Below are 19,349 nucleotides of genomic sequence, written 5' to 3' on the forward strand. Positions count from 1 at the left end.
CCGGCCGGTTACGGCGCTGGACGTGCTTCCTTAGCACCGTAACGCAGGAGATGGCGATCAGCCACCAGGCTCTGCTGTGGCCGCATCCCGGTTTTTGCTCGGGGGCTTACTGGGCAGCAAGGCCCGGACTTTTCGGAAAAAGTCCGGGCCTTGCTTTTCAGGAAAGTCACTGGGTTACAGTTTGATACCCAGTTTTTTGGCGATATCGGCAAACATTTGGGGGTCGATGTCGTCGGCCCCGGGAGCGTTGAGTTGCGGTTCTTCGTCGAGGTCGGGGGCCGGGAAACCGTTGCTGAATACGTTGTCGCCGGTCCAGTAATGCCCCATCGAATCCATCGCGAGCGACGACAGTTCTTCCTCAATATTACATGGGGCTCAATTGAGATCAACATGTCTGTTCAAAAATAAGTATTCTACTGAAATCATTTGACTTCATTTGTGTAAGGCTATTTCAGTGTAATACAGGACTTGATTGGCCAAAATGACCGGCCGGGAGAAAATCCATTTTTAAGATTTTATGCACCATTCTTCCCCTTAAACCAACAGCTCTAATGGCCATCTCAAGGGCCTCCCGCTAAGTAAATAGTTGCAAAATTGAATTCTGTGTGCCAAATTGCTGTTAGGGTAATGAAATAATGCACTTGTTCATCCCAAATGACTTACACAACGCTGCCTCCGCAATCCGCAATTTACGCGCCTTATACCGTGATTGATAAATCCCGGCAGGGTATGCCCAGAGTGGAAGCAGATCGAGTGGCCGAACTGGCCGGATTGACCGATATCGAACTGGCTCGTATTCTGAATATGTCAATTCGGAACCTGCACCGGCTCAAACCCGACGATAAAATGGCGCGGGATGCCTCGGAGCGGTTGTTATTGCTGACTAATCTGCTACGGCATGGACTGGATGTTTTCGATGGCGATGCCGAAACGCTAGCGGATTGGCTGCGTTCACCCATTCGGGAATTGAACAGTCAGTCGCCTATCTACCTGCTGGACACCACTACCGGTTTTGGACTGGTGGATGATGTGTTGGGACGGATCGAACACGGTATCGTCGGCTAGGGGATGCTAACGTTTTACCGAACGGTGAAGGCGAAATATGTCGGCGAACCCCTGTCTACCGAGGGCGCCCGGCTGTTTGGCGGCCGCTGGAATCCCAAAGGTTATCCCTTATTGTATACGACCTCATCACCGGCTTTGGCATTGGTGGAGTCTCTGGTACACCAGCCCCGGGTCAACTATGAAAAGCTGCCCAAACTCTTTCTGATTACGCTAGAGTTGCCCAGCGTCCCTTTTTCAGAAAATGAAGGGACACTGGTAACTTCGTTCCCGCCGGAAACGCTCCCGGCTTTCTGGAACGAGGAAAGCTACGAGCGGACCCAATGGATTCTGCGGGACTGGTTGAGTGCGCCCCAAACCTTGGCGGCAGCGGTCCCTTCTGTGATAGTTCCGATGTCCTTCAACTACCTGATTCATCCGGCCCATCCGGACTTTAGCTCAATCCGCGTTGTAAAACAGGAACCTTTTCCGATTGAACACCGGCTGTGGCGGGATACAGATTCTCCACCGGTTTCCGGGTTGGATCTGTAAGTGCCCCTAATTTCAGACAGTAGCAATTAGAGTTTCTTCATTCTCAATTACCCTGTTTTTCCACTCTTCGGGCGTGAGATTACCCAGTGATTCCTGGGGTCTTCTTAGGGTATATTTCTCCATCCAATCGCTAGTCAGTTGCCGGACCTGGTCAAGTTCAAAAATAGATAGGCATCCAAAACGGCTTCTCGATACAGTCGATTGAACCGCTCAACATAGCCATTCTGCATCGGTTCGAATGGTGTTGGGCTTTCCCCGCTTTTGAATCACCCGTTCCAAAGTTCGGATAATCCTTTTGGCAGACTTGCAACAAAAAACGGACAAAGTTTTAGAAACTGTTTGAGTTCGTTTTGGGCAACGCAAAAGCCACCGGGTGGAGTTATGCTTTTGTGAAGAAGACATATACCTCTGACCTGACGACTTCGCAATGGCAAGCTATTGAAAACTTATCTCGGTCCAACGCAAAAGTGTTCATTCGCTCCAATTGATTGTGGAAGCCATTTTTTACCTGACCAAAAACGGCATTACCTGGCGCGACCTGCTCCAAGGTAGAAAGCCCTGGCAGACAGTCGATTGGTACTTCCGCAAATGGAGCCACAATGACACATGGTCGGTGATTGAAAAAGGGGGCCACCTTTTAGGTTTGAGAGTTGGTAAGAAACCAGGATTTGATAGCTTACCAACAAGTGAACAGAACGGGTTTTTCCTATGGGGGCGCAGAGTAGGAGCTGTAGACGCGGAACAAGTCCGCCGTCGCGGTCAGGTCCCGCTCTGTATTTACTTGCTTTTGGCAAATATCCAAAGCACAAAAAGCCGTTCATGAAACCGGAATCGTTGTTAGTGCAGTAGGTCACCGGCGAAGCGAAGATGAGGACTGCTGCGACTGGCGGATCTCTTACGGGCGCAACTGGGTTGCAAAAAAGAAAATCCGAAGAATGCGCTGTAGTAAAGGAACAATCTCGTCGACAAACGTACCGGTTAGGATCATTCTTATCCGATCTGGCTTGAAGTTTACTCCAAAATATGTCCTTCTTTCCAGTAAATTTCGCTGTGTCCGTCGGCGAAATTGCGCGTAGTGATCAGCACTGGCGTGGTATTGTTTTTCATAAACAGCGAACTGTAATACGCGCCTTCATTGATTGGTAAATCAGGCCAGGGATAGGAAATGCCGGTAAAGTTCTTGGCAACGCTATTGCCCACGAGTACCAGCATGGTATTCTTGCGCCAGTCACTGCTGATCGCCCGTCCGCCCGCATCCTGCGTCGACAGCAGCGTCTGGCCAGTCGGCAACTGAACAAGATACGGCGCACCGCCCCAAACCTTCTGCGTCGTAGCCAGCCACCGGCGGTTATTGGTCGTACTCCCTAAACTGGCATACCGCCAGCGGGCTGCAAACGATGACCACAGCACCCAGGGCGACTGGGTATTGTTGACCGACTCGATACCGAACACAATTCCTTTGTTGTCTTTCAGCACCAGCGGTACCGGCATTCCGTCGCGCATTCCGGCGAAATAGGCAACGTGCGACGGCGCGGTCCAGGTCTGCCCGTTATCCGTCGAATGGACCATCAGAATTTCCTGCTGGGGATTGTTGCCGGGCCACCAGGCCGCTTCACTGGAATAAAACACCTCAATGTCGCCGTCCGGCAGTTGTATCATGCCCGGTTCCCAGGAACGGCCCGTAGCAACGATGCGGGATACGCCAAAGGTCCAGCCCCGGTCTTTACTCATTCGAATCTGAATATTGTCGTGTGCGTTATCATCCGGTTTTCCCCGTCCGGTATAGGCCAGCATCACATCGCCATTCTGCAACACCTGAATGTCCGGATTGGCAAAACCGTAGTAGTTTGGATCGCTATCGGGGACCAGAATTTCGGCCACCGACCAGGTAGTGCCGCCGTCGGTGCTTCGCCGGATGGCGATGTTGTCCCAGTAATTTTCCCGATCTCCGCAGTGATACGTCAACAGCAATGTATCACCCTTCACCCGATGAACCCGGCCATATTCGGCAAAATAAACGTCGTGCGAAAGCTTGCGGGCGGTGTTGTCCCAGGTGATCGAGAGTGAAGGAACCGTGTTGTCAACCGGCGGCTGATCGTCAGCAGCAATGGAAGAATCGGCAGGGTCGACCGGTGTGGGCGTACTGCCCGGTTCATTTTTTTTACATTGAATAAAAAAAACCAACCCGATCCATACGACCAGGATTTTCACGCTTACGTAATGGATTCCAGAAGTTTTCATCGGTAAATAGTCGCGAAAAAGCACCGGCTTCCGAGATTATAAAAACCGGTGCTTCCCTGATAAACAGATCTCAATAACCGGGATTCTGCGTCAGAGCCGGGTTCAGATCCCGATCCGTTTGCGGGATGGGTAAAAGCTCACTTTTGCCTTTCACAAAGGTGGAAAAAGCCGGGTCGCGATTAGCCAGCTGCGGACCGAGATCGCCCCAGCGGGCCAGATCGTTCCAGCGATGGCCTTCGCCCGACAGTTCGGTAACCCGCTCATGTTTGAGCTGGTTCAGAAATTGGGCCTGAGATAGCCCCGGTTTGACGGTTGATAATTTGGCCAGTCCTGCCCGCTGCCGAACCTGATCAACATATGCATAAGCCTGAGCGGTTTTTCCGGTCGCGTTCAGCGCTTCGGCGTACATCAGCAGCACATCCGCATACCGGATATACCGCCAGTTGTTGGGTGATCGGTAACCTTCTTCATTTTTCCAATGGTCATTCTGAAATTTACGAAACCATACCCGCTGATTGTTGGTACCGTAGCGTTGCAGAAAAGTTTGTCCGTAAATCTGGGTAAACGCCGGGCCACGAACGTCGGTGGAATCATACAGAAACGAAGCCGCCAACCGGGGATCACGAGCGCCCGTTGTGGTGGATTCGTTGAATTCGCGGGTCACCCAACGCTGTGCTTCTCCATCCGACCAGCCTATGCCGCTAGGGCCAAAAAACTGCGCAATTGACGTTCCGTAGTTCTGATTGGGGGTTTCGGTATCGTCGTCGGTGTATTCCGCCGGATTCAGTTCAAATTGCCATTCAAAAACCGACTCTTTATTATTTTCGCTGGTAATCAGAAAATTATCGCGATAATTCGGCATCAGGGCGTAGATGGTTTTGCCATCGCCTTCTGCCAGCCACTGCAACGGCACCAGCGATTCGGTATATTTCTTCTGCTGAAAATAGGCCCGGGCGAGCAATGCAAAAGCGGCCCCTTTCGTGGCCCGACCCAGATCTGTATTGCCGTAGGTCGTCGGCAAACCGGTAGCCGCTTCGGTCAGGTCTTTTTCAATCTGCGCCCAAACCTGTGCCTGGGTGGCACTGGCAGGTTTGTCGCCGACCACGGCGGTTTGCAAAACTAAGGGTACGTTTCCGAATAACGTCGCCAGATGAAAATAATACATCGCCCGCAGAAATTTGGCTTCCCCGATGTACCGCTGCTTCAGCGTTTCGTCCATTGAGATGGTCGGAACGTTGTCGATCACCTGATTGGCCCGGTTGATTCCGATGTAGTTGTCGTTCCAGACACCGTAGGCATTTCCGTAATTGTAATCGGTGATCAGGAACTGATCCATGTTGTTGACGATGTCCGTTGCGGGGCTCTGGCTCCGGCCTTCGTCGGACCGGATGATGTAGTAAAACAGCATCCAGCGCGAAATATTGCCCCGGTGCGTAGTGCTGTAAACCGCATTCACACCTGCCAGTGCATCTTCGGCGGTTTTCCAGAACGATTGCGTGGTAGCCTGATTCGGATTAACAATATCCAGATTCCGGTCGCAACCGGTCAGCAGGGTAATGGCGGTAATCAGCAGTGGAAGAAATCTATTTTTCATGATGTGATGCAGTTAGGTGGCGATTAAAAATCCAGGTTGACACCAAGTGAGACAACACGGGGTGTGGGCCAGTGGCCGTTATCGACACCCCGCTCCTGAATGTTAGCGCCGGTAATATCCGGATCGAGGCCGGAATACGACGTAACCGTGAACAGGTTCTGACCGCTGACGAAGACGCGGGCGTTCCGGATTTTGGCCCGGTTAAGCAGCGCTTTGGGAACCGCATAACCAATCTCCACATTCCGAATCCGCACATAGGACGCATCTTCCAGCCAGCGATCACTGTAGGCCAGGTTATTGGAAATAATGCCCTGATCACCGGTTTCCAGGCCGATGCGGGGGTCGGTTGTGCTGGTATTGGTGGTCGACCACGGATTCACATCCGCCCTGAAGTTGGTTAACTGGTAACTATCGAGGCTCCGGCGGACATCGTTGTAAACCGTGTATCCGAACACGCCAATCAATTGCAGGTTGAGTGAAAACGGCCCATATGCCACGTTGAGCTGGGCTCCTGCCTGCAAGGTCGGCCAGGGAGAGGAAACAAACTGGCGGTCGTTGACATCGATGCGACCGTCGTTGTTGACGTCTTCGTACCGAACATCACCCGGTTTAGCAAACGGTTGTACCAGCTGGCCGTCCGGGCCTTTGTAATTATTGATTTCCTCCTGAGTCTGGAACAACCCGGCGGTTTTCAGCAAAAACCACTGCCCGACGGGATTACCCACCTGTGAACGCGTGTTACCGCTCAGAATGTAATTGATATTCTGGCCCTGATTTCCCACGTTTTCCACCCGGTTTTTAATGGTCGTAAAATTGCCCGAGACATCCCACTTCAGCGCGTGTTCATTGTTGCGGTAAGTAGCTGAAAACTCCACCCCCCGGTTGCGGATCGAAGCCGTGTTGACGTAGGGATTGCCGCGCAGGTTTCCCAAATAACCGGGCACAGTCAGGTTCAAAATCGCATTGGAAGACAGCGAGTTATATACATTGATTTCGGCCGTCAGGCGGTTCCGGAAAAAGCTGGCCGTCAGGCCGTAATTCTGTTGCGTTCGCTCTTCCCAACGCAGATCGGGATTTGCCAGCTGGGCTTGGTAAGCGCCCACATTTTCGTTCTGATCCACGCCAAAAATGGCTCTGGGATTGCTGTTAACGAAGGCCGTGTAGGGAAAGGAACCGAGGGTTGGCACTACAATGCCCAGTTTGCCATAGGAAGCGCTCAGTTTCAGATCCGTTACCCACTCGACCTGAAAAAACTTCTCCTGGTTGATGCGCCAAGCTCCCGCAATGGAAGGGAAAAAACCGGTACGGTTATTTGCTCCGAAGCGCGAATCCTGATCCACGCGGCCGGTCAGTGTCAACAGGTATTTATCGTTATAAGTGTAATTGATCCGCCCAATGTACCCCAGAATCCGGTAATCGTCGGGGGTGCCACCGGCCGCCGTCGAAATGCCCGTCGCGGCTCCAATCGTGTTAAAATACTGCCCTCCGGCAAACCCAAGGTTGGTGCGGCCGCCCGTTGTTACGTCACGCCGGGTAGTTTGCTGACTGATGCCCAGTACGCCGTTAAGGTTGTGTTGCCCGAACGTACGGTTAAAGTTTAGGGTGTGCTCGAACAACAGACTCAAATACCGGGAGCGGTCTTCCGAAACCGAACTGGGCACAGGCGCGGAATTGTACTGATAGGTGCCTAGTCGGCGCAAATTCTGGATGTAATCGAAGCTGACTTCAAGCCCGGCATTGAAGCGATACGTAAGCCAGTCCGCAAATTTAAAATCCAGAAAACCGTTCCCAACCAACTTGGCAAAATTAGATTTATTCGTCGCCAGATTGCGGGCGGCCACCGGGTTGAACGCGTACGTGACCGCGTCGGGATACGTGCCGATGCCATATCCACCGGGATTCGCAGCACTAATGTAACGCGGGTCCTGCACCGGAATCACGGGCAGGTTGCTGGCCATGTCGTATATCGGATTGATGCCCCCCGGAATGTTGTTCCCGTTGGAATTGGTGAGCACCAGGTTTTCGCCAAAGGTAAACCGCCCAAATTCGCTCCGGGAATTGATCCGCAAACTGCCCCGTTTAAAATCGGTCCCTCTGACGTAACCGGTGTTGTTGAAATAGCTTCCCGAAATTAGGTACGTGCTGGTTTTACTTCCTCCCGATAAGGTCAGGTTGTAATCCTGCAAGTTGCCGGTCCGGAGCACCTGATCCTGCCAGTCGGTGTCGATGGCTGGATTGAAGGTTCCGGTGGCAACACTGGCCGGGGGTACCTGCCCCGAATTCTGGTATTGCGTTCGCTGTAAAGCCGCAAAACCGGCGGCATTCGTCAAATCCCAGCGTTTGTAAGCCTGCTGCACACCGTATTTCCCCGAAAATGAAATCCGGGTGGCCCCTTCTTTGCCCTGTTTGGTGGTAATGATAATAACGCCATTGGCCGCCCGGGAACCGTAAATGGCCGCAGCCGACGCATCTTTTAGAATCTGGATGGATTCGATGTCGTCGGTATTGATGGTCGGGTTGGCGTCGGCAATCATGCCGTCGATGATGTAGAGCGGATCGGTATTCAGAAAGCTCGCAACGCCCCGAATCTGGATGGAAGCCTGCTGACCTGGCACCCCGGTGTTGCGGACCGTCACGCCCGGCGATAAACCCTGAACGGATTCGGCCAGCGATTGAGCCGTCACCTTGCTGGCATCCGTCGGATTGATAACGGCATTGGCCCCGGTTACATCGCGTCGGCGAACCGTCTGGTAGCCAATTACCACTACTTCGTTCAACGCCGTTGCGGTTGGGGTCATCGTCACATCGACGGTGCTGCGATTATTGACAGAAACATCCTGCGAAGCATAACCGATGAACGAAAAGGTCAGTACGGCGTTGCCATCGGGTACGGACAGGCTGTAAACGCCTTCTGCATTGGTGGTCGTTCCGGAACTCGTGCCTTTCAACACCACCGTAACGCCCGGCAGCGGTTGCCCTTTTTCATCGAGAACCCGCCCGGTGATGGGCTGCGCGGCCTGGCTGACCGGGTTCGGCAACGCAGCCAGAAGCGGATAGATAGTCAACGAACTGAAAACAATTGCCAGCAGACCTGTGTGTAGCCAACGCCGGGTCAAACCGGTTGCCCGTCGACAACCGCAGCTTACTAAAGGATTTTTCATAGAAGAGTTTAGTAAAGGTATTTCTGCCGATTTAACGCAAAAGCGGCCCAATCAGGGACCGCCCGCTTTTTATTCCTGGTCCTACGCGATGGGGCGCCCGCCGGTAGCACCATAAATCTCACCGGTGATGAAACTGGCTTCCTGAGAGGCTAAAAGAACGTAAATGGGTGCCAGTTCGACGGGTTGAGCCGCCCTTGCCAGCAGGGAATCCTCACCAAAATTTTTGGTTTTTTCTTCCGGCATGGTCGATGGAATCAAGGGAGTCCAGACCGGACCCGGGGCCACGGCATTAACCCGAACGCCCACTTCGATCGCTTCTTTGGCCAGGGATTTTGTAAAGTTGGCAATGGCGGCTTTGGTAGCGGCATACGCAAACAGGCTTGGCTCGGGCTGATACGCCTGAATGGACGTAGTATTGATGATCGATCCACCCGGTTTTAAATGAGGTAATGCCGCTTTGCAAAGGTAAAACAGGGCATAAACATTGGTGCGGAATGTTCGATCAAACTCCTCCGTCGTAATGTCCAGAAAAGAATTGTGATTCATCTGAAAAGCCGCATTGTTGACCAGAATATCCAATTGTCCAAACTCGTCGATTGCCCGTTGAACCAAGTGCTGGCAATGGGCTTCGTCCTGAATGTCGCCTTTGACGGCAATCCCCTTTCGGCCCGCTTCTTCCACCCACCGGATGGTGTCCTGCGCATCCCGGTCTTCATCCAGATAGGCAATCAACACATCGGCTCCTTCGCGGGCAAACGCCAGGGCAACCGCCCGACCGATGCCGCTGTCGCCCCCCGTTATGAGTGCTTTTCGACCGGTTAACCGACCACTCCCCTGATACGAGGTTTCACCGTGATCGGCAGTGGGCGTCATGTTCTGATCGGAACCGGGATGGTCCTGCGATTCCTGCGGATACGGTGGGGCTGGATACTGATGACGGGGGTCCTGATTTGGTTTCATAACGTTGAGTGCTAATTGTCGAAGGCTAACCCACAAAATCCAGGTTTGTTTTCGATCAAAAAGGATTAATGAGAGAACGGTCGGGGCCGGGCGATGTCCGGAAAAAGCAGGAATGGATCGGTTGAAATTCCAAACCCAGCCCGAAAAGCGCTCCGGACCAGGTTTGTTAAGAACTAGCTACCAGGCGCTCCTTTGGGACCACCGGATGAGCCTCCTCCGCTATGGCGACCTTCAATGCTGGTTGTTTTTGACGTACCTCTGCGGCCATCCGTTGAGCCATGCCGGGGACCCTTATTCGGCTTATCCGCTTTCTCTCCGCCATTTTAGGTCTTCAATGAAATAAATCACAGGTTTTTGCAATGAATTCAATGGGAAGAGTGTCTCCGGCTCCCGGTTGTAAACCATTCAGAAGCCATCTTGCTCCCAAAGGCGGTTTCTTGGCAAAAAAGTAAGGATCTGGGCAGGTTAATTCGTGATGCTATTCCCGACCCTGTATCGGATTCGGGCCGGAAGTTGGATGTCATTTGCATACATCCTAACGTTTAAAGCCTTAACGCGACTAGTGCTATTCCCGCGCAGGGGCATTTTTTAAGATGGTCAGAAAGTTATCCCAAAACCGTGTTTATTCAATAGCCTGTTTGGTGAGACCTGCTAACTCAGTACTTGAATCTGGTTAAAGCCCGGCCTTTGCCTCATTCTTGTAAGCGTCAGCAGGCAGGTCAACCCGATCAAGAGTTTTCGTAAGGTGTCTCATACCTAGTGATTGATTGATTTGTCAACAACCCGAATTTTTAAAGTTCGGGTTTGTTTTTATGAACGGGCGAGGATAATCAGAATCAGCCCGGCGACACAGGCACCTTCCAGGAACCACAGAAACCGGTTTGCTTTGGCCGGAGCGCCTTCAAATTACTTCCAGAGAAACATCCCTACAGTACGCAGACGCTTGTAGCGCCCTGACGTAACCCGTACGAAACCGCATCTCGTTTCGGGCGAACCCATTAATAAACGCTCCAGCGGCAGCCACTGGCCCAGTAAAGTCCGAAATTAACGCAAGGGAGCAGCAAGCACCAGCTGTAAATGACTGGGCCGGATCGTGTTCCTTTGCGATCAGAACGAACAAACGAGGGTGTGGTCCGCTGGGGGCCATTGGCTAATTGATGCCGCTATTTCGAGCCTGTTTACCGATAGATCAGATTTAAATCAGTATGGCAATAGCGATTCAAAAACTGAAATTCAGGTCATCTCACCAGCGCTCCGTTGTTAAAGGTAAGATTCTGGTTGTTGAGGATTCGGCCGATCAGTGGACTATTCTGCAGAAAGCTTTTAAGCAGGTCAATCCACATTTGCAGCTAATACGCGCTGAGGATATGCAGGAACTTGCCGCCTTATTACAGGAAAGCATCGGAACACAAACCGGTTTACCATGGCTCATCCTGCTTGATTTGTACCTTCCCCGGCGACATGACGGCTGGCAGATGCTGGAAACAATTCAACATTCAGCGCCTTCGGATATCCCGGTTTTTATTTTAACCTCTTCGACGGATCTGGAAGGTGTTATCGATGCTTTTCAGCAGGGAATCCGATGCTACCTGATCAAGCCAAAAACATTGCCCGACTGGCTGGAATGCTGTAACGTATTAAACGATTATCTGGAAGGAAGAAGGCTTTAAAAACGGGATACTAACCACTCGGTGGGCCATTTCCTCATTACTCCGTTGTTTTAATTCGTTCAGAAAGCCGAAGAGGGTTATGCCTGTGGACATGCCAATAAAAATTAAGAGGAACGACAAACCCGTTACGCCAACCTTCATCTTTTAACTGACGATCAGTCTAAATCTTAAAACGACCTCCCGGAACAGCAGATGATCGGTTTTACACCCTTCCCAAAACCGCCGGTGCCGTCCACGGATCCGGTTGCTATTTCTCAAATCTGATTCTCCGAACCCGGTATTTATTCCATGGAAAGAATAGAACCTTTTCAAGACGCTTTCAAAGTCAAGGCCTGGCAACAGGAATTGAAGGCCAATCAAGTGCAGATCCAGTCGGTTCGGGAAATTTATACCCGGCGCGGAAAGGACGGAAATGTACTGCATTCACTGATAAATCTCGATGCGCAGGGCCCTGACGGCAATCGGCTTGCTCCTTTGTGTTTTATCAAAGGTGATGCGGTTTCGATTGTGGTGGTACTGATCGACGAGGAAAGTAACGACAAGTTTGTGCTGCTGGTCCGGCAACGGCGCATCTGCAATGGGTCGCTCACCTACGAACACCCCGCCGGAATGATTGAGGACGACGAAAAACCCCTGGATGTGGCCGTGCGGGAGCTGAAGGAAGAAACCGGCTTTGAGATCAGTCCGGATGAAGTGGTCCCGCTCGGATCGAAACCCTGGTTTTCCGCGACCTCCACCAGCGACGAGGCCTTGTATTTTTTCTACTGTGAACGCCGAATGCCGTACGAAGCCATTCGGGCGATCGACGGAAAACAGACGGGCGAAGCTGCTGAAAACGAGCATACCAGACTTCAGGTAGCAACCTTCCCGGAGGCTCATAAGCTGATCAGCAATCTCCACGGGATTATGGGTCATTTCCTGTATCTGCAAGCTGTAGGGGATTACGAAACTATGCAGGGGCTGTCAGTTTGAAACGAGCTCAAAACCGGGCTATACTTTCCCTTTATGGTCCCAGTGATCTTTGATGATGGCACCGGTTTCGTCTTTGAGCAGGCGTCGCGCGAATTGATCACCCCGGATAATGCCCCGGTCGTTGGCTTTGCCGATGTACATCAAAACCGGGTTTCCGTCCTCGTCGGTTTTTAAGGCCACGTCGTAGCGGCTGATTTGAAAGGTAATCAGCTGCGAAGGAGCGTATGTTTTATTAAGCTGCTTCATCAATCTCTCACCAATTTTCATATGTCGCATCGGGTTTTGTTCTTACTGATTATGGGAGCTCTTCTGCTTAAAAAGAATTGGAGATGGTTAGTTTTTCAACGGCCGTTGAAATGAGCGAGTGGCCGGCAGACCATCACCCGCCGATTGCCCACTTTTATCTCCCCGAAATTAGGTGAGTAACCTGGATTTTAACAGGCTCTAGCCGGGCCAAAACCTCACTTTAAAAGAAGAATTTCGTCAACGTCTTCCCGGCGCAGTTCAAGTATCATTACCGGTCGGCCTGAAAGTCGACCGGATGTATAGGAAGGCGGAGTCACTACCCATAAACTACTCGACCAAACCTCATCCAACGAAGAGTCAAAGGCTGCGGATGCCTGCTTGAAAGGCGTTCCGAAAGTGGCTCATCCGTTGGTAAAAACCCACCTGAAGCTATCCCCGCAGGTGTTGAGCAAACGGCGAACGAAGGGCGGAACGGAAATCTCCTGAAAAGTTCAGGTAACACATGAAGCGTTTTTATGTAAACAGGAATCAATGAAAAGCTATTGGATTTCAATATTTCTTCTGGGGCTGCTGGCCTGTGGAGGAGGCAGTTCCGGCACCAACGATATCGATAGTGGTGGTGGCGCACGCCATGCTTCGAATGAATTAGGCCGTCAGGTGAGCGGCAGTCGGCTGTTGAGCGAGTATTACAAATACAACATGCCTTGCTATTACATCAGTGAAGCAACCATTAAATCCCTGCTCAACCTGGCGGATGGCACGCCCCTTACCTGGACGGAAACCGAGAGTAGCTGTGCAGTCGCCCTGAATAATAAAAAACGGGTGGTCCTTTCCACTACCGGCATCCGTCCGTTTGAGTCGGTTTTTCATGCCGATTACTATTTCACCCGGCTTTATCAACCCGGGTCTTTGGAAAACCGGGGCAGGAAACGGCCTTACACCGGCCCGGATACCGAAGAAACCGGTGCTGAAAGTCCGGTAGAAGGAGTCGGGGATAATTCATCAACAGGAAACAGCGCGGTTGCGGGCGCTCCGAACGATTCGGTTCAGGTTCATGCGGCTCCCGGTCAGCTTTCAACTTCTCAATTGAAAGACAGTGAAGAACAGAAAACCGGACCGCAGCCCGTACCGGGTGTTTGGGAAAAAGCCGTCTGGGATGTAAAAAGCCGAACGCTGCACATTCTGAACCTGCAACACGTCTTTCACATCACTGTCAATCACGGCCCAACGGCAGTAACTGACAGTCTGAATGCCGTAAAATTAGGGGCACTCCTGACGAAACAGGTAGACGATGAATCCAATCAAGGAGAACGGACCATCTATTGATCGGACAACGATTCCAGTCAGATCATCCGGTTTTATAAACAAGTATCAAATCACTTAAAACCAATCAATTAACCCAGTTGCTATGAAAACAATGCAGGAATTTATGGCGCACACGATTCAGGATCTGTACTCCGCCGAAACCCAGGCTTTGGAAGCCATGTCCCAATTGGTGGAACTTGCGCAGAGTGACCAGCTACGGCAGGCCATCCAGGTTCACCAGCGTGAAACCGAGCAGCACGTAAAACGGCTGGAAGTGATTGCCCGGCAAATGGGCATCGAACCGGATGGCGAAACGTGCCTGGCCATGGAGGGGCTGATTGAGGAGGCTCAGGATTTACTGGCCCAGCTCGAAGAGCCTGAATTGGCTGATGCAGCCATTATTGGTGCCGCTCAAAAAATGGAGCACTACGAAATTGCATCCTATGGAACTGCCCGAACGCTGGCGCAGCAGGCTGGTCTAACTCAGGTTGCGGATTTGTTGCAAACAACCTTAAAAGAAGAAAAGGCCACCGATGAAAAACTGACCTACATCGCCACCAACAGTGTCAATCAGAAAGCAGTCCAGTCCTGACAAACAGTCCGGGATAGACTTATCAATTGCTTTTGCCAAGTGATTGAGGTCTGTCCCGGAGGCCGGGCGGGTTTTACCGTTTCTCATTTTCTATGGAGTTAAAGAATCCAAATACCGGTTTTTCGGCCAGCCGATCCGAAAGTACTGAACCGGTCAACCAACTGCCCCGGGCGGTTTTACGACCCAACGATTATGTATTACTGGACGGCGAATGGCGGTTTTTACTCGATCCGGACGATCGGGGAATTGAAGAACGGTGGTGTTTAGGCCATTCGTTTGAAGGCACGGCCCATTGGCCCGGTTCCATTGAAGCGCACCTGGCACAGGCCAAAGGGCAATCAGAAGCCTCTGCCTGGAAGGATAAGGTGGTGGCCTGGTATGAACGGGAATTTGCGGTGCCCCCCCGCAGTGAATCAACCGCCCGCTCGATGCTGCAGCTCACCTTCGGAGCCTGCGGATACGAAACCCGGATCTGGCTCAACGGGCACCCGCTCCGAACCATTGAAGGCGACGAGGTGCATTTGGGGGAATATACCTCGTTTTCCTACGAACTGCCCGAAGAATACCTGCGTCCCGTAAACCGGCTCACGGTTCGCATTGCCGATACGATGGATGCCGAGATTCCGCGGGGCAAACAGGAATCCCACGTTTACAAGCGCGGAGGCATCTGGTACCAAACTTACACCGGGGCCGTTCGGAGTGTGTGGCTGGAAACCGTGGAACGAAACCGGCTGCGAACCCGCGTCGGGGTTGTCAGTATTGTTGAAGACCGTCTTGTTCGATTCAGCTTTACAACCCGCATTCACGATCCGGACCAGTATCAGTTACGGTTGCAGGCTTTTGCGCCCGGAGCCAGCGTGCCAATCGCTTCCTCCGAGTATCCGTTACGGCTTGACGCCGGGCAGAAACAACAGCGGGTCGTGCTGGATCTGGGCGATGCCCAACTGTGGTCGCCCGACACGCCCATTCGGTACCGGTTAATTGCTCAATTGATTGATTCAGAAGGCTATGCGGCCGAGATTGAGACGCATTTTGGCCTGCGAAAAATAGAAGCCCGCGGGCGCTCTGTCTACCTCAACAACGAACCCATCTACCTGGACGGAATTCTTTATCAGCCCGGCACCGCCACGTACGAGGAAATGCAACTGCACATGCGGGCGATGAAGGAACTGGGTTGTAACCTGGTCCGGGTGCACATTGCCGGGGTCGATCCGCGCATCTATAATCTGGCGGATGAACTCGGTTTACTGTTGTGGGTGGAAGTGCCCAGCCCCCACGTTTCCACCCCGCTCAGCCGCCAAAACCACCAGGCCGAACTATTGCGCATGGTGGCTCTGATCGGTACACACCCGTCGGTGGTCATCTGGAGTCTATACAACGAAGACTGGGGTGCTCAGGATATTGCGACCAACCCGACAACCCGGAAATACATTACGGATATGTACCATTACATGCAACTGGCCTATCCGCAGTTTCTGGTGGTGGACAACGACGGCTGGCAACATATCTCATTTGAAGGTCGGCTGAAATCGGATCTTCTCACTGCCCATCTCTACACACCGGATCTGGCCCGGTGGCAGACGTTGCTGGATCGGTTGACTTCAGGCGATCTGGAAGGAGTAGCCGCATTTTCCCTCGTGGTGGGTGATCCGTTTTTTTACCGAAAACAGGTGCCGCTGGTCATCAGCGAATGGGGCGGTTTTGGCTTTGCCGACTACGGTGGCCCCAACGAAGCCAGTGAACGGGCGGAACGCATTCGTCTGTTTAAGCACGAGTTACGGCAACGGGCCATTGCCGGCGATATTTACACCCAGGCGACCAATATCGAAGACGAACGCAACGGGCTGATTGATCCGAAAACCGGTGAACTGAGCGTGCCCGCCGGTTTGCTCAATTCACGAAATCCATCTCCCGCGTAGGTGCTGGCGATGATGCGGTTTCAGGTAGCGCACGGATGAAGCAAATTACCGGTTTTCAACCAGTTTTTTGAAGAGCAGGGCATCCTCCAGCATGTGGACATTGTTGAAAAAAATGTACGATGACCGGTTTTCGGGCAACAGTTCCAGCAGTTCCGAGAGTTCCTGCTCTTCGTATTGATACCGCCAGCCCTGGCGCCCATGAAGCCGGAAGTAGCAGTGATCCGGCGTAACTGTCTGATTTGTAAACGGATCGACCACGTGCCAGAGTTGCCGGTTTTCGCAAATGTCTTTCACAAGCTCAGGGTCCCAGGCGCCCCGGGGTTCCCAGGCCAGGTTTAGCCCCTGCCGGTCGATGTCGGAAAAGAACTGGTCGAGATGGGCAACATTTTCGCGGGTTGGTTTAAAGCTGGCCGGGCATTGAAACAGGACGGTTTTGGCCGCCAATGCCTTTGCACAGGCGAGCGTGAATTGCCAGGCCTGCTGAACCACCTCCGTTGGTTTGAACGAACCCGCCTGCGACCGTTCTTCCTCCGAAAGCGGTTTTTTCAACCGCTTGAAAGTCGGGCTACGGGCCTCGTGGGTAATTAGCTGCCAGGCTTTCAGAGTGAATTCAAATTCGGGCGGTAATTGCCGACGCCAGTTTTCCAGCGTCGACAGCCGGGGTGGCTGGTAAAAGGTCTGCTGCACTTCCACACACGGCAGCAATTGGGCGTATTCCGTTTTGGGACGGGGAAAGCCGCAGGTTCCAATGGTGATCCTGTTAGCCATTACGCATTGAAAAACGAGTGGACGGTTTTCCGGAAACCGGGAGAAAATACTTTATGTTAAACATCGCTTAGGGTTTAACGTTTATGGCTTCTAAGTCAATGGATTGATTCATAGTTAATTGGCTTGAGAATAAGCTAAAAATGAGTACCCATTGATTAAAAAAGCCGATAAGAATCCGGGCGGTTTCTGCCGGTTTTCTTATCGACCTTTTCGTCCGTGAATCGAACCTTACTTCTTCCGGCGGAGCAGCACAAAAACCGCAGCGGTAACTGCTGCCCCAATGAGTACTTTTTTCGTCAATCCCTGCGGGTCGTGTTTCCATTCCGCTTTCCAGCCTCTTTCGGCAAAGATATTGGGGACATGCCCCCGTTTGAAATCATCGATGATGCCTTCCACCATATTGACGCGGTCGGCTAGCAGCAGCGGGAGCCAGTGACCGTATTCGGATTCGCTGTATTTGAAGGCATACCGGCGGATCGCCCCACTTAATCCGGATGGAGGAGTCGACGTACCAAAAACCGCACTGACCGTCGGCCGTTCGATGGAGCGCAGCACTTCCACGTCAACCGGTTGCTGGGTGGGCCGTTCCCAGGTATAGCCCCGTTGTTCGTCCTGCCCGACGAAGCCGTCTGGCCGGTTTCGGATGGGGTACGTCGGATCGTTTTTCGGATCGGCATCGATGCCCCAGCCTTTGATGTGCGAATAATCCCGGCCAATAGCCGTTAAATCATTGGTTGTATTTTCCATAAGAGTTTAAAATCTGGCGGATGGAGGAATCAGAACGGGTTTGATGCAGTTGTCGAGCTTACTGGAAAACATCCGGTAGGCATCGGCGGCTTCTTCCAGCGGGACTCGGTGTGTAATGAGCGCTTTGGGATTGAGAACCCCGTTCTGGACGTGCTCGATGAGCCGCGGCAACAGGCGTTTAACCGAAGCCTGATTAGCCCGCAACGTCAGACCTTTGTTGACGACATTTCCAATTGGAACCAGGTTATCCGTCGGTCCATAGACGCCCACAATGGACACAATTCCGCCTTTTTTGACCGAATTAATAGCCCAGTGCAGCGCCGTCGCCGAACCGGCCTGCAGCAGGGTTTTACGTCCTGTAATTGTTTGCAGGGCACTTCCGGCCGCTTCAGCACCGACCGCATCAATTACAACGTCGGCCCCCATCCAATCGGTGATTCGCTTGATAAACACGACCGGATCATCCATTTCCTTGAAATTATAAACTTCGCAATTCGCGTAATTTTTAACAAACTCCAGCCGATACTCGTATTGGTCGAGGACAATCACCCGTCCGGCCCCAAACAACCAGGAACACCGGGCGGCCATGATTCCGACCGGACCGGCGCCAAACACGACCACTGTATCACCGGGTTGAATTCCGCCCATTTCGGCGGCCTGGTAGCCCGTCGGGACCACATCGGTGAGCATGACGGCATCATCCGGATCCATACCGGGCGGAATAACCGTTGGCCCCACGTTGGCGTAGGGAACCCGAACATATTCGGCCTGGCCACCATCGTAACCTCCGGCGGTGTGGGAATACCCGAAAATGCCGCCAACTGCGGTGGCCTGCGTGTTCGATTCGTGGCAGTTTCCATACAGGCCCTGTCGGCAAAAGTGACACTTGCCGCAGGCAATGTTGAATGGGACCAGCACATGGTCACCGACTTTTACATTGTGTACGTCCGACCCTACTTCTTCAACAATTCCAATGAATTCATGTCCGAACGTCATCCCGACCCGCGTATCCGGCACGTTGCCGTTGTAGAGGTGCAAATCGGAACCGCAGATACAGGAACGGGTTACGCGGACAATCGCATCTTCGGGATGCTTTATTTCGGGCATGGGTTTGTGACTGACACGGACGCGTTGCGGTCCGCGGTAATTCATCGCTAGCATAGGACTATTGATTTGAGATATGTTTGCCGAAAGCGGCTACTCTTAGCGAACCCCCAAAAAGAATAGACGGTTTACAGTAGTGAGCATTTGGCCCGGCCTGTTTTCCAGGGTCTATCCCTTTTTCACCCCAAGTGAATATTTACCCAACCGGATTTTCCGTAGCGGGCAAGGCAATTTGTCACAAGGAACTCCAGCTCATTGATCATGGCGATAATCAACAGCACTACGGGAAATCGATCCGGGACATTGCGGTTTAAAACTTCACTTTTTTCATCGGGCTCATTGATAACGTTTCCTTTATTCGCCGGTCTGGCTGTTGGGTGCGTCGACCGGTTTGGACTCGGGAGAGCCTTTCTGACGCAGAAAAATAGTCAGCACCACAATGGAAAGAACCGACAAAAACTCACTTTGCCAGTTTTG

Annotated in this window: 21 protein-coding genes; 9 read left to right on the plus strand and 12 right to left on the minus strand. The window is 52.3% G+C overall.

All coding sequences use genetic code 11. The features are described from left to right. The coding region (locus tag EHT25_RS32875; RefSeq protein WP_221622227.1) for a hypothetical protein at nucleotides 1–185 on the plus strand (185 nt) is incomplete at its 5' end. Here EHT25_RS32875 and EHT25_RS32540 read toward each other — a convergent pair. After that, nucleotides 175–336, minus strand: coding sequence for a hypothetical protein (locus tag EHT25_RS32540; RefSeq protein WP_185731236.1), 162 nt, complete (start codon nucleotides 334–336; stop codon nucleotides 175–177). The two genes, EHT25_RS32875 and EHT25_RS32540, sit on opposite strands and share 11 nt — an antisense overlap. Nucleotides 337–654: 318 nt before the next feature. Here EHT25_RS32540 and EHT25_RS00105 point away from each other — a divergent pair, with 318 nt between their 5' ends. Continuing rightward, nucleotides 655–1,065 carry an Xre family toxin-antitoxin system antitoxin gene (locus EHT25_RS00105; RefSeq protein WP_124868812.1) on the plus strand — a complete coding sequence of 137 codons (411 nt, stop codon included), beginning with the start codon at nucleotides 655–657 and terminating at the stop codon, nucleotides 1,063–1,065. Nucleotides 1,066–1,089: 24 nt separating this feature from the next. After that, complete coding sequence (locus EHT25_RS00110) at nucleotides 1,090–1,593, plus strand: RES family NAD+ phosphorylase (RefSeq protein WP_445482309.1); 504 nt, start codon at nucleotides 1,090–1,092, stop codon at nucleotides 1,591–1,593. A 12-nt stretch (nucleotides 1,594–1,605) separates the two neighbouring features. On the opposite strand, the gene EHT25_RS33380 is transcribed toward EHT25_RS00110, so the two are convergent. Continuing rightward, nucleotides 1,606–1,758 (minus strand): integrase core domain-containing protein, encoded by a 153-nt coding sequence (locus EHT25_RS33380; RefSeq protein WP_124868859.1) that lies wholly within the window; start codon nucleotides 1,756–1,758, stop codon nucleotides 1,606–1,608. After that, nucleotides 1,728–1,823 (minus strand): integrase core domain-containing protein, encoded by a 96-nt coding sequence (locus EHT25_RS33385; protein WP_124868818.1) that lies wholly within the window; start codon nucleotides 1,821–1,823, stop codon nucleotides 1,728–1,730. The genes EHT25_RS33380 and EHT25_RS33385 overlap by 31 nt, the downstream gene beginning before the upstream one ends. Before the next feature lie 218 nt (nucleotides 1,824–2,041). On the opposite strand from EHT25_RS33385, the gene EHT25_RS00125 reads away from it, so the two are divergent. Next, nucleotides 2,042–2,416: a transposase gene (locus tag EHT25_RS00125; RefSeq protein WP_124868821.1), complete on the plus strand. Its 375-nt coding sequence runs from the start codon at nucleotides 2,042–2,044 to the stop codon at nucleotides 2,414–2,416. Nucleotides 2,417–2,604: 188 nt separating this feature from the next. Here EHT25_RS00125 and EHT25_RS00130 read toward each other — a convergent pair whose 3' ends face one another. The 4 genes from EHT25_RS00130 to EHT25_RS00145 all read right to left on the minus strand — a co-directional run bounded on the left by EHT25_RS00130 (nucleotide 2,605) and on the right by EHT25_RS00145 (nucleotide 9,549). Next, nucleotides 2,605–3,834: a sialidase family protein gene (locus EHT25_RS00130; RefSeq protein WP_124868824.1), complete on the minus strand. Its 1,230-nt coding sequence runs from the start codon at nucleotides 3,832–3,834 to the stop codon at nucleotides 2,605–2,607. 70 nt (nucleotides 3,835–3,904) lie between these two features. Next, nucleotides 3,905–5,428 carry a RagB/SusD family nutrient uptake outer membrane protein gene (locus EHT25_RS00135; protein WP_124868827.1) on the minus strand — a complete coding sequence of 508 codons (1,524 nt, stop codon included), beginning with the start codon at nucleotides 5,426–5,428 and terminating at the stop codon, nucleotides 3,905–3,907. A gap of 23 nt (nucleotides 5,429–5,451) precedes the next feature. Next, nucleotides 5,452–8,589: a SusC/RagA family TonB-linked outer membrane protein gene (locus tag EHT25_RS00140; RefSeq protein WP_124868831.1), complete on the minus strand. Its 3,138-nt coding sequence runs from the start codon at nucleotides 8,587–8,589 to the stop codon at nucleotides 5,452–5,454. An 81-nt stretch (nucleotides 8,590–8,670) separates the two neighbouring features. Continuing rightward, the gene (locus tag EHT25_RS00145) at nucleotides 8,671–9,549 is read right to left on the minus strand and encodes an SDR family oxidoreductase (RefSeq protein ID WP_124868834.1); all 879 of its coding nucleotides are present in this window, start codon (nucleotides 9,547–9,549) and stop codon (nucleotides 8,671–8,673) included. A 1,205-nt stretch (nucleotides 9,550–10,754) separates the two neighbouring features. Here EHT25_RS00145 and EHT25_RS00150 point away from each other — a divergent pair. Then, nucleotides 10,755–11,219 carry a response regulator gene (locus EHT25_RS00150; RefSeq protein ID WP_124868836.1) on the plus strand — a complete coding sequence of 155 codons (465 nt, stop codon included), beginning with the start codon at nucleotides 10,755–10,757 and terminating at the stop codon, nucleotides 11,217–11,219. A gap of 288 nt (nucleotides 11,220–11,507) precedes the next feature. After that, entirely contained in the window at nucleotides 11,508–12,191 is a 684-nt protein-coding gene (locus EHT25_RS00155; RefSeq protein ID WP_124868838.1) for an NUDIX hydrolase, read from the plus strand. An 18-nt stretch (nucleotides 12,192–12,209) separates the two neighbouring features. Here the strand turns inward: EHT25_RS00155 and EHT25_RS00160 are convergent, their stop codons facing one another. Further along, complete coding sequence (locus tag EHT25_RS00160; protein ID WP_124868862.1) at nucleotides 12,210–12,458, minus strand: hypothetical protein; 249 nt, start codon at nucleotides 12,456–12,458, stop codon at nucleotides 12,210–12,212. Nucleotides 12,459–12,968: 510 nt separating this feature from the next. On the opposite strand from EHT25_RS00160, the gene EHT25_RS00165 reads away from it, so the two are divergent. The 3 genes from EHT25_RS00165 (at nucleotide 12,969) to EHT25_RS00175 (ending at nucleotide 16,253) form a co-directional block, all read left to right on the plus strand. After that, complete coding sequence (locus EHT25_RS00165) at nucleotides 12,969–13,763, plus strand: hypothetical protein (protein ID WP_124868841.1); 795 nt, start codon at nucleotides 12,969–12,971, stop codon at nucleotides 13,761–13,763. An 82-nt stretch (nucleotides 13,764–13,845) separates the two neighbouring features. Beyond that, nucleotides 13,846–14,334: a ferritin-like domain-containing protein gene (locus EHT25_RS00170; RefSeq protein WP_124868844.1), complete on the plus strand. Its 489-nt coding sequence runs from the start codon at nucleotides 13,846–13,848 to the stop codon at nucleotides 14,332–14,334. A 92-nt stretch (nucleotides 14,335–14,426) separates the two neighbouring features. Next, the gene (locus tag EHT25_RS00175) at nucleotides 14,427–16,253 is read left to right on the plus strand and encodes a glycoside hydrolase family 2 protein (protein ID WP_124868847.1); all 1,827 of its coding nucleotides are present in this window, start codon (nucleotides 14,427–14,429) and stop codon (nucleotides 16,251–16,253) included. 45 nt (nucleotides 16,254–16,298) lie between these two features. On the opposite strand, the gene EHT25_RS00180 is transcribed toward EHT25_RS00175, so the two are convergent. From EHT25_RS00180 to EHT25_RS33335, 4 genes are all read right to left on the minus strand, one after another. Next, entirely contained in the window at nucleotides 16,299–17,021 is a 723-nt protein-coding gene (locus EHT25_RS00180; protein ID WP_124868850.1) for a DUF72 domain-containing protein, read from the minus strand. A 228-nt stretch (nucleotides 17,022–17,249) separates the two neighbouring features. Continuing rightward, nucleotides 17,250–17,768: a hypothetical protein gene (locus tag EHT25_RS00185; RefSeq protein WP_124868853.1), complete on the minus strand. Its 519-nt coding sequence runs from the start codon at nucleotides 17,766–17,768 to the stop codon at nucleotides 17,250–17,252. A 6-nt stretch (nucleotides 17,769–17,774) separates the two neighbouring features. After that, complete coding sequence (locus EHT25_RS00190; RefSeq protein WP_124868856.1) at nucleotides 17,775–18,929, minus strand: zinc-dependent alcohol dehydrogenase; 1,155 nt, start codon at nucleotides 18,927–18,929, stop codon at nucleotides 17,775–17,777. Nucleotides 18,930–19,226: 297 nt separating this feature from the next. Further along, on the minus strand, nucleotides 19,227–19,349 hold a 123-nt coding region (locus tag EHT25_RS33335; protein ID WP_374756144.1), incomplete at its 5' end, for a DUF6766 family protein.

Source organism: Larkinella rosea (genome assembly GCF_003858635.1).
Lineage (GTDB): Bacteria > Bacteroidota > Bacteroidia > Cytophagales > Spirosomataceae > Larkinella > Larkinella rosea.

What these genes read in the sequence shown, in the direction of transcription:
- EHT25_RS32540 (WP_185731236.1), bottom strand. Translation starts at nt 336, where the DNA reads ATGGATTCGATGGGGCATTACTGGACCGGCGACAACGTATTCAGCAAC.
- EHT25_RS00105 (WP_124868812.1), top strand. Translation starts at nt 655, where the DNA reads ATGACTTACACAACGCTGCCTCCGCAATCCGCAATTTACGCGCCTTAT.
- EHT25_RS33385 (WP_124868818.1), bottom strand. Translation starts at nt 1,823, where the DNA reads ATGCAGAATGGCTATGTTGAGCGGTTCAATCGACTGTATCGAGAAGCC.
- EHT25_RS00130 (WP_124868824.1), bottom strand. Translation starts at nt 3,834, where the DNA reads ATGAAAACTTCTGGAATCCATTACGTAAGCGTGAAAATCCTGGTCGTA.
- EHT25_RS00135 (WP_124868827.1), bottom strand. Translation starts at nt 5,428, where the DNA reads ATGAAAAATAGATTTCTTCCACTGCTGATTACCGCCATTACCCTGCTG.
- EHT25_RS00140 (WP_124868831.1), bottom strand. Translation starts at nt 8,589, where the DNA reads ATGAAAAATCCTTTAGTAAGCTGCGGTTGTCGACGGGCAACCGGTTTG.
- EHT25_RS00145 (WP_124868834.1), bottom strand. Translation starts at nt 9,549, where the DNA reads ATGAAACCAAATCAGGACCCCCGTCATCAGTATCCAGCCCCACCGTAT.
- EHT25_RS00150 (WP_124868836.1), top strand. Translation starts at nt 10,755, where the DNA reads ATGGCAATAGCGATTCAAAAACTGAAATTCAGGTCATCTCACCAGCGC.
- EHT25_RS00155 (WP_124868838.1), top strand. Translation starts at nt 11,508, where the DNA reads ATGGAAAGAATAGAACCTTTTCAAGACGCTTTCAAAGTCAAGGCCTGG.
- EHT25_RS00160 (WP_124868862.1), bottom strand. Translation starts at nt 12,458, where the DNA reads ATGAAAATTGGTGAGAGATTGATGAAGCAGCTTAATAAAACATACGCT.
- EHT25_RS00165 (WP_124868841.1), top strand. Translation starts at nt 12,969, where the DNA reads ATGAAAAGCTATTGGATTTCAATATTTCTTCTGGGGCTGCTGGCCTGT.
- EHT25_RS00170 (WP_124868844.1), top strand. Translation starts at nt 13,846, where the DNA reads ATGAAAACAATGCAGGAATTTATGGCGCACACGATTCAGGATCTGTAC.
- EHT25_RS00175 (WP_124868847.1), top strand. Translation starts at nt 14,427, where the DNA reads ATGGAGTTAAAGAATCCAAATACCGGTTTTTCGGCCAGCCGATCCGAA.
- EHT25_RS00180 (WP_124868850.1), bottom strand. Translation starts at nt 17,021, where the DNA reads ATGGCTAACAGGATCACCATTGGAACCTGCGGCTTTCCCCGTCCCAAA.
- EHT25_RS00185 (WP_124868853.1), bottom strand. Translation starts at nt 17,768, where the DNA reads ATGGAAAATACAACCAATGATTTAACGGCTATTGGCCGGGATTATTCG.
- EHT25_RS00190 (WP_124868856.1), bottom strand. Translation starts at nt 18,929, where the DNA reads ATGCTAGCGATGAATTACCGCGGACCGCAACGCGTCCGTGTCAGTCAC.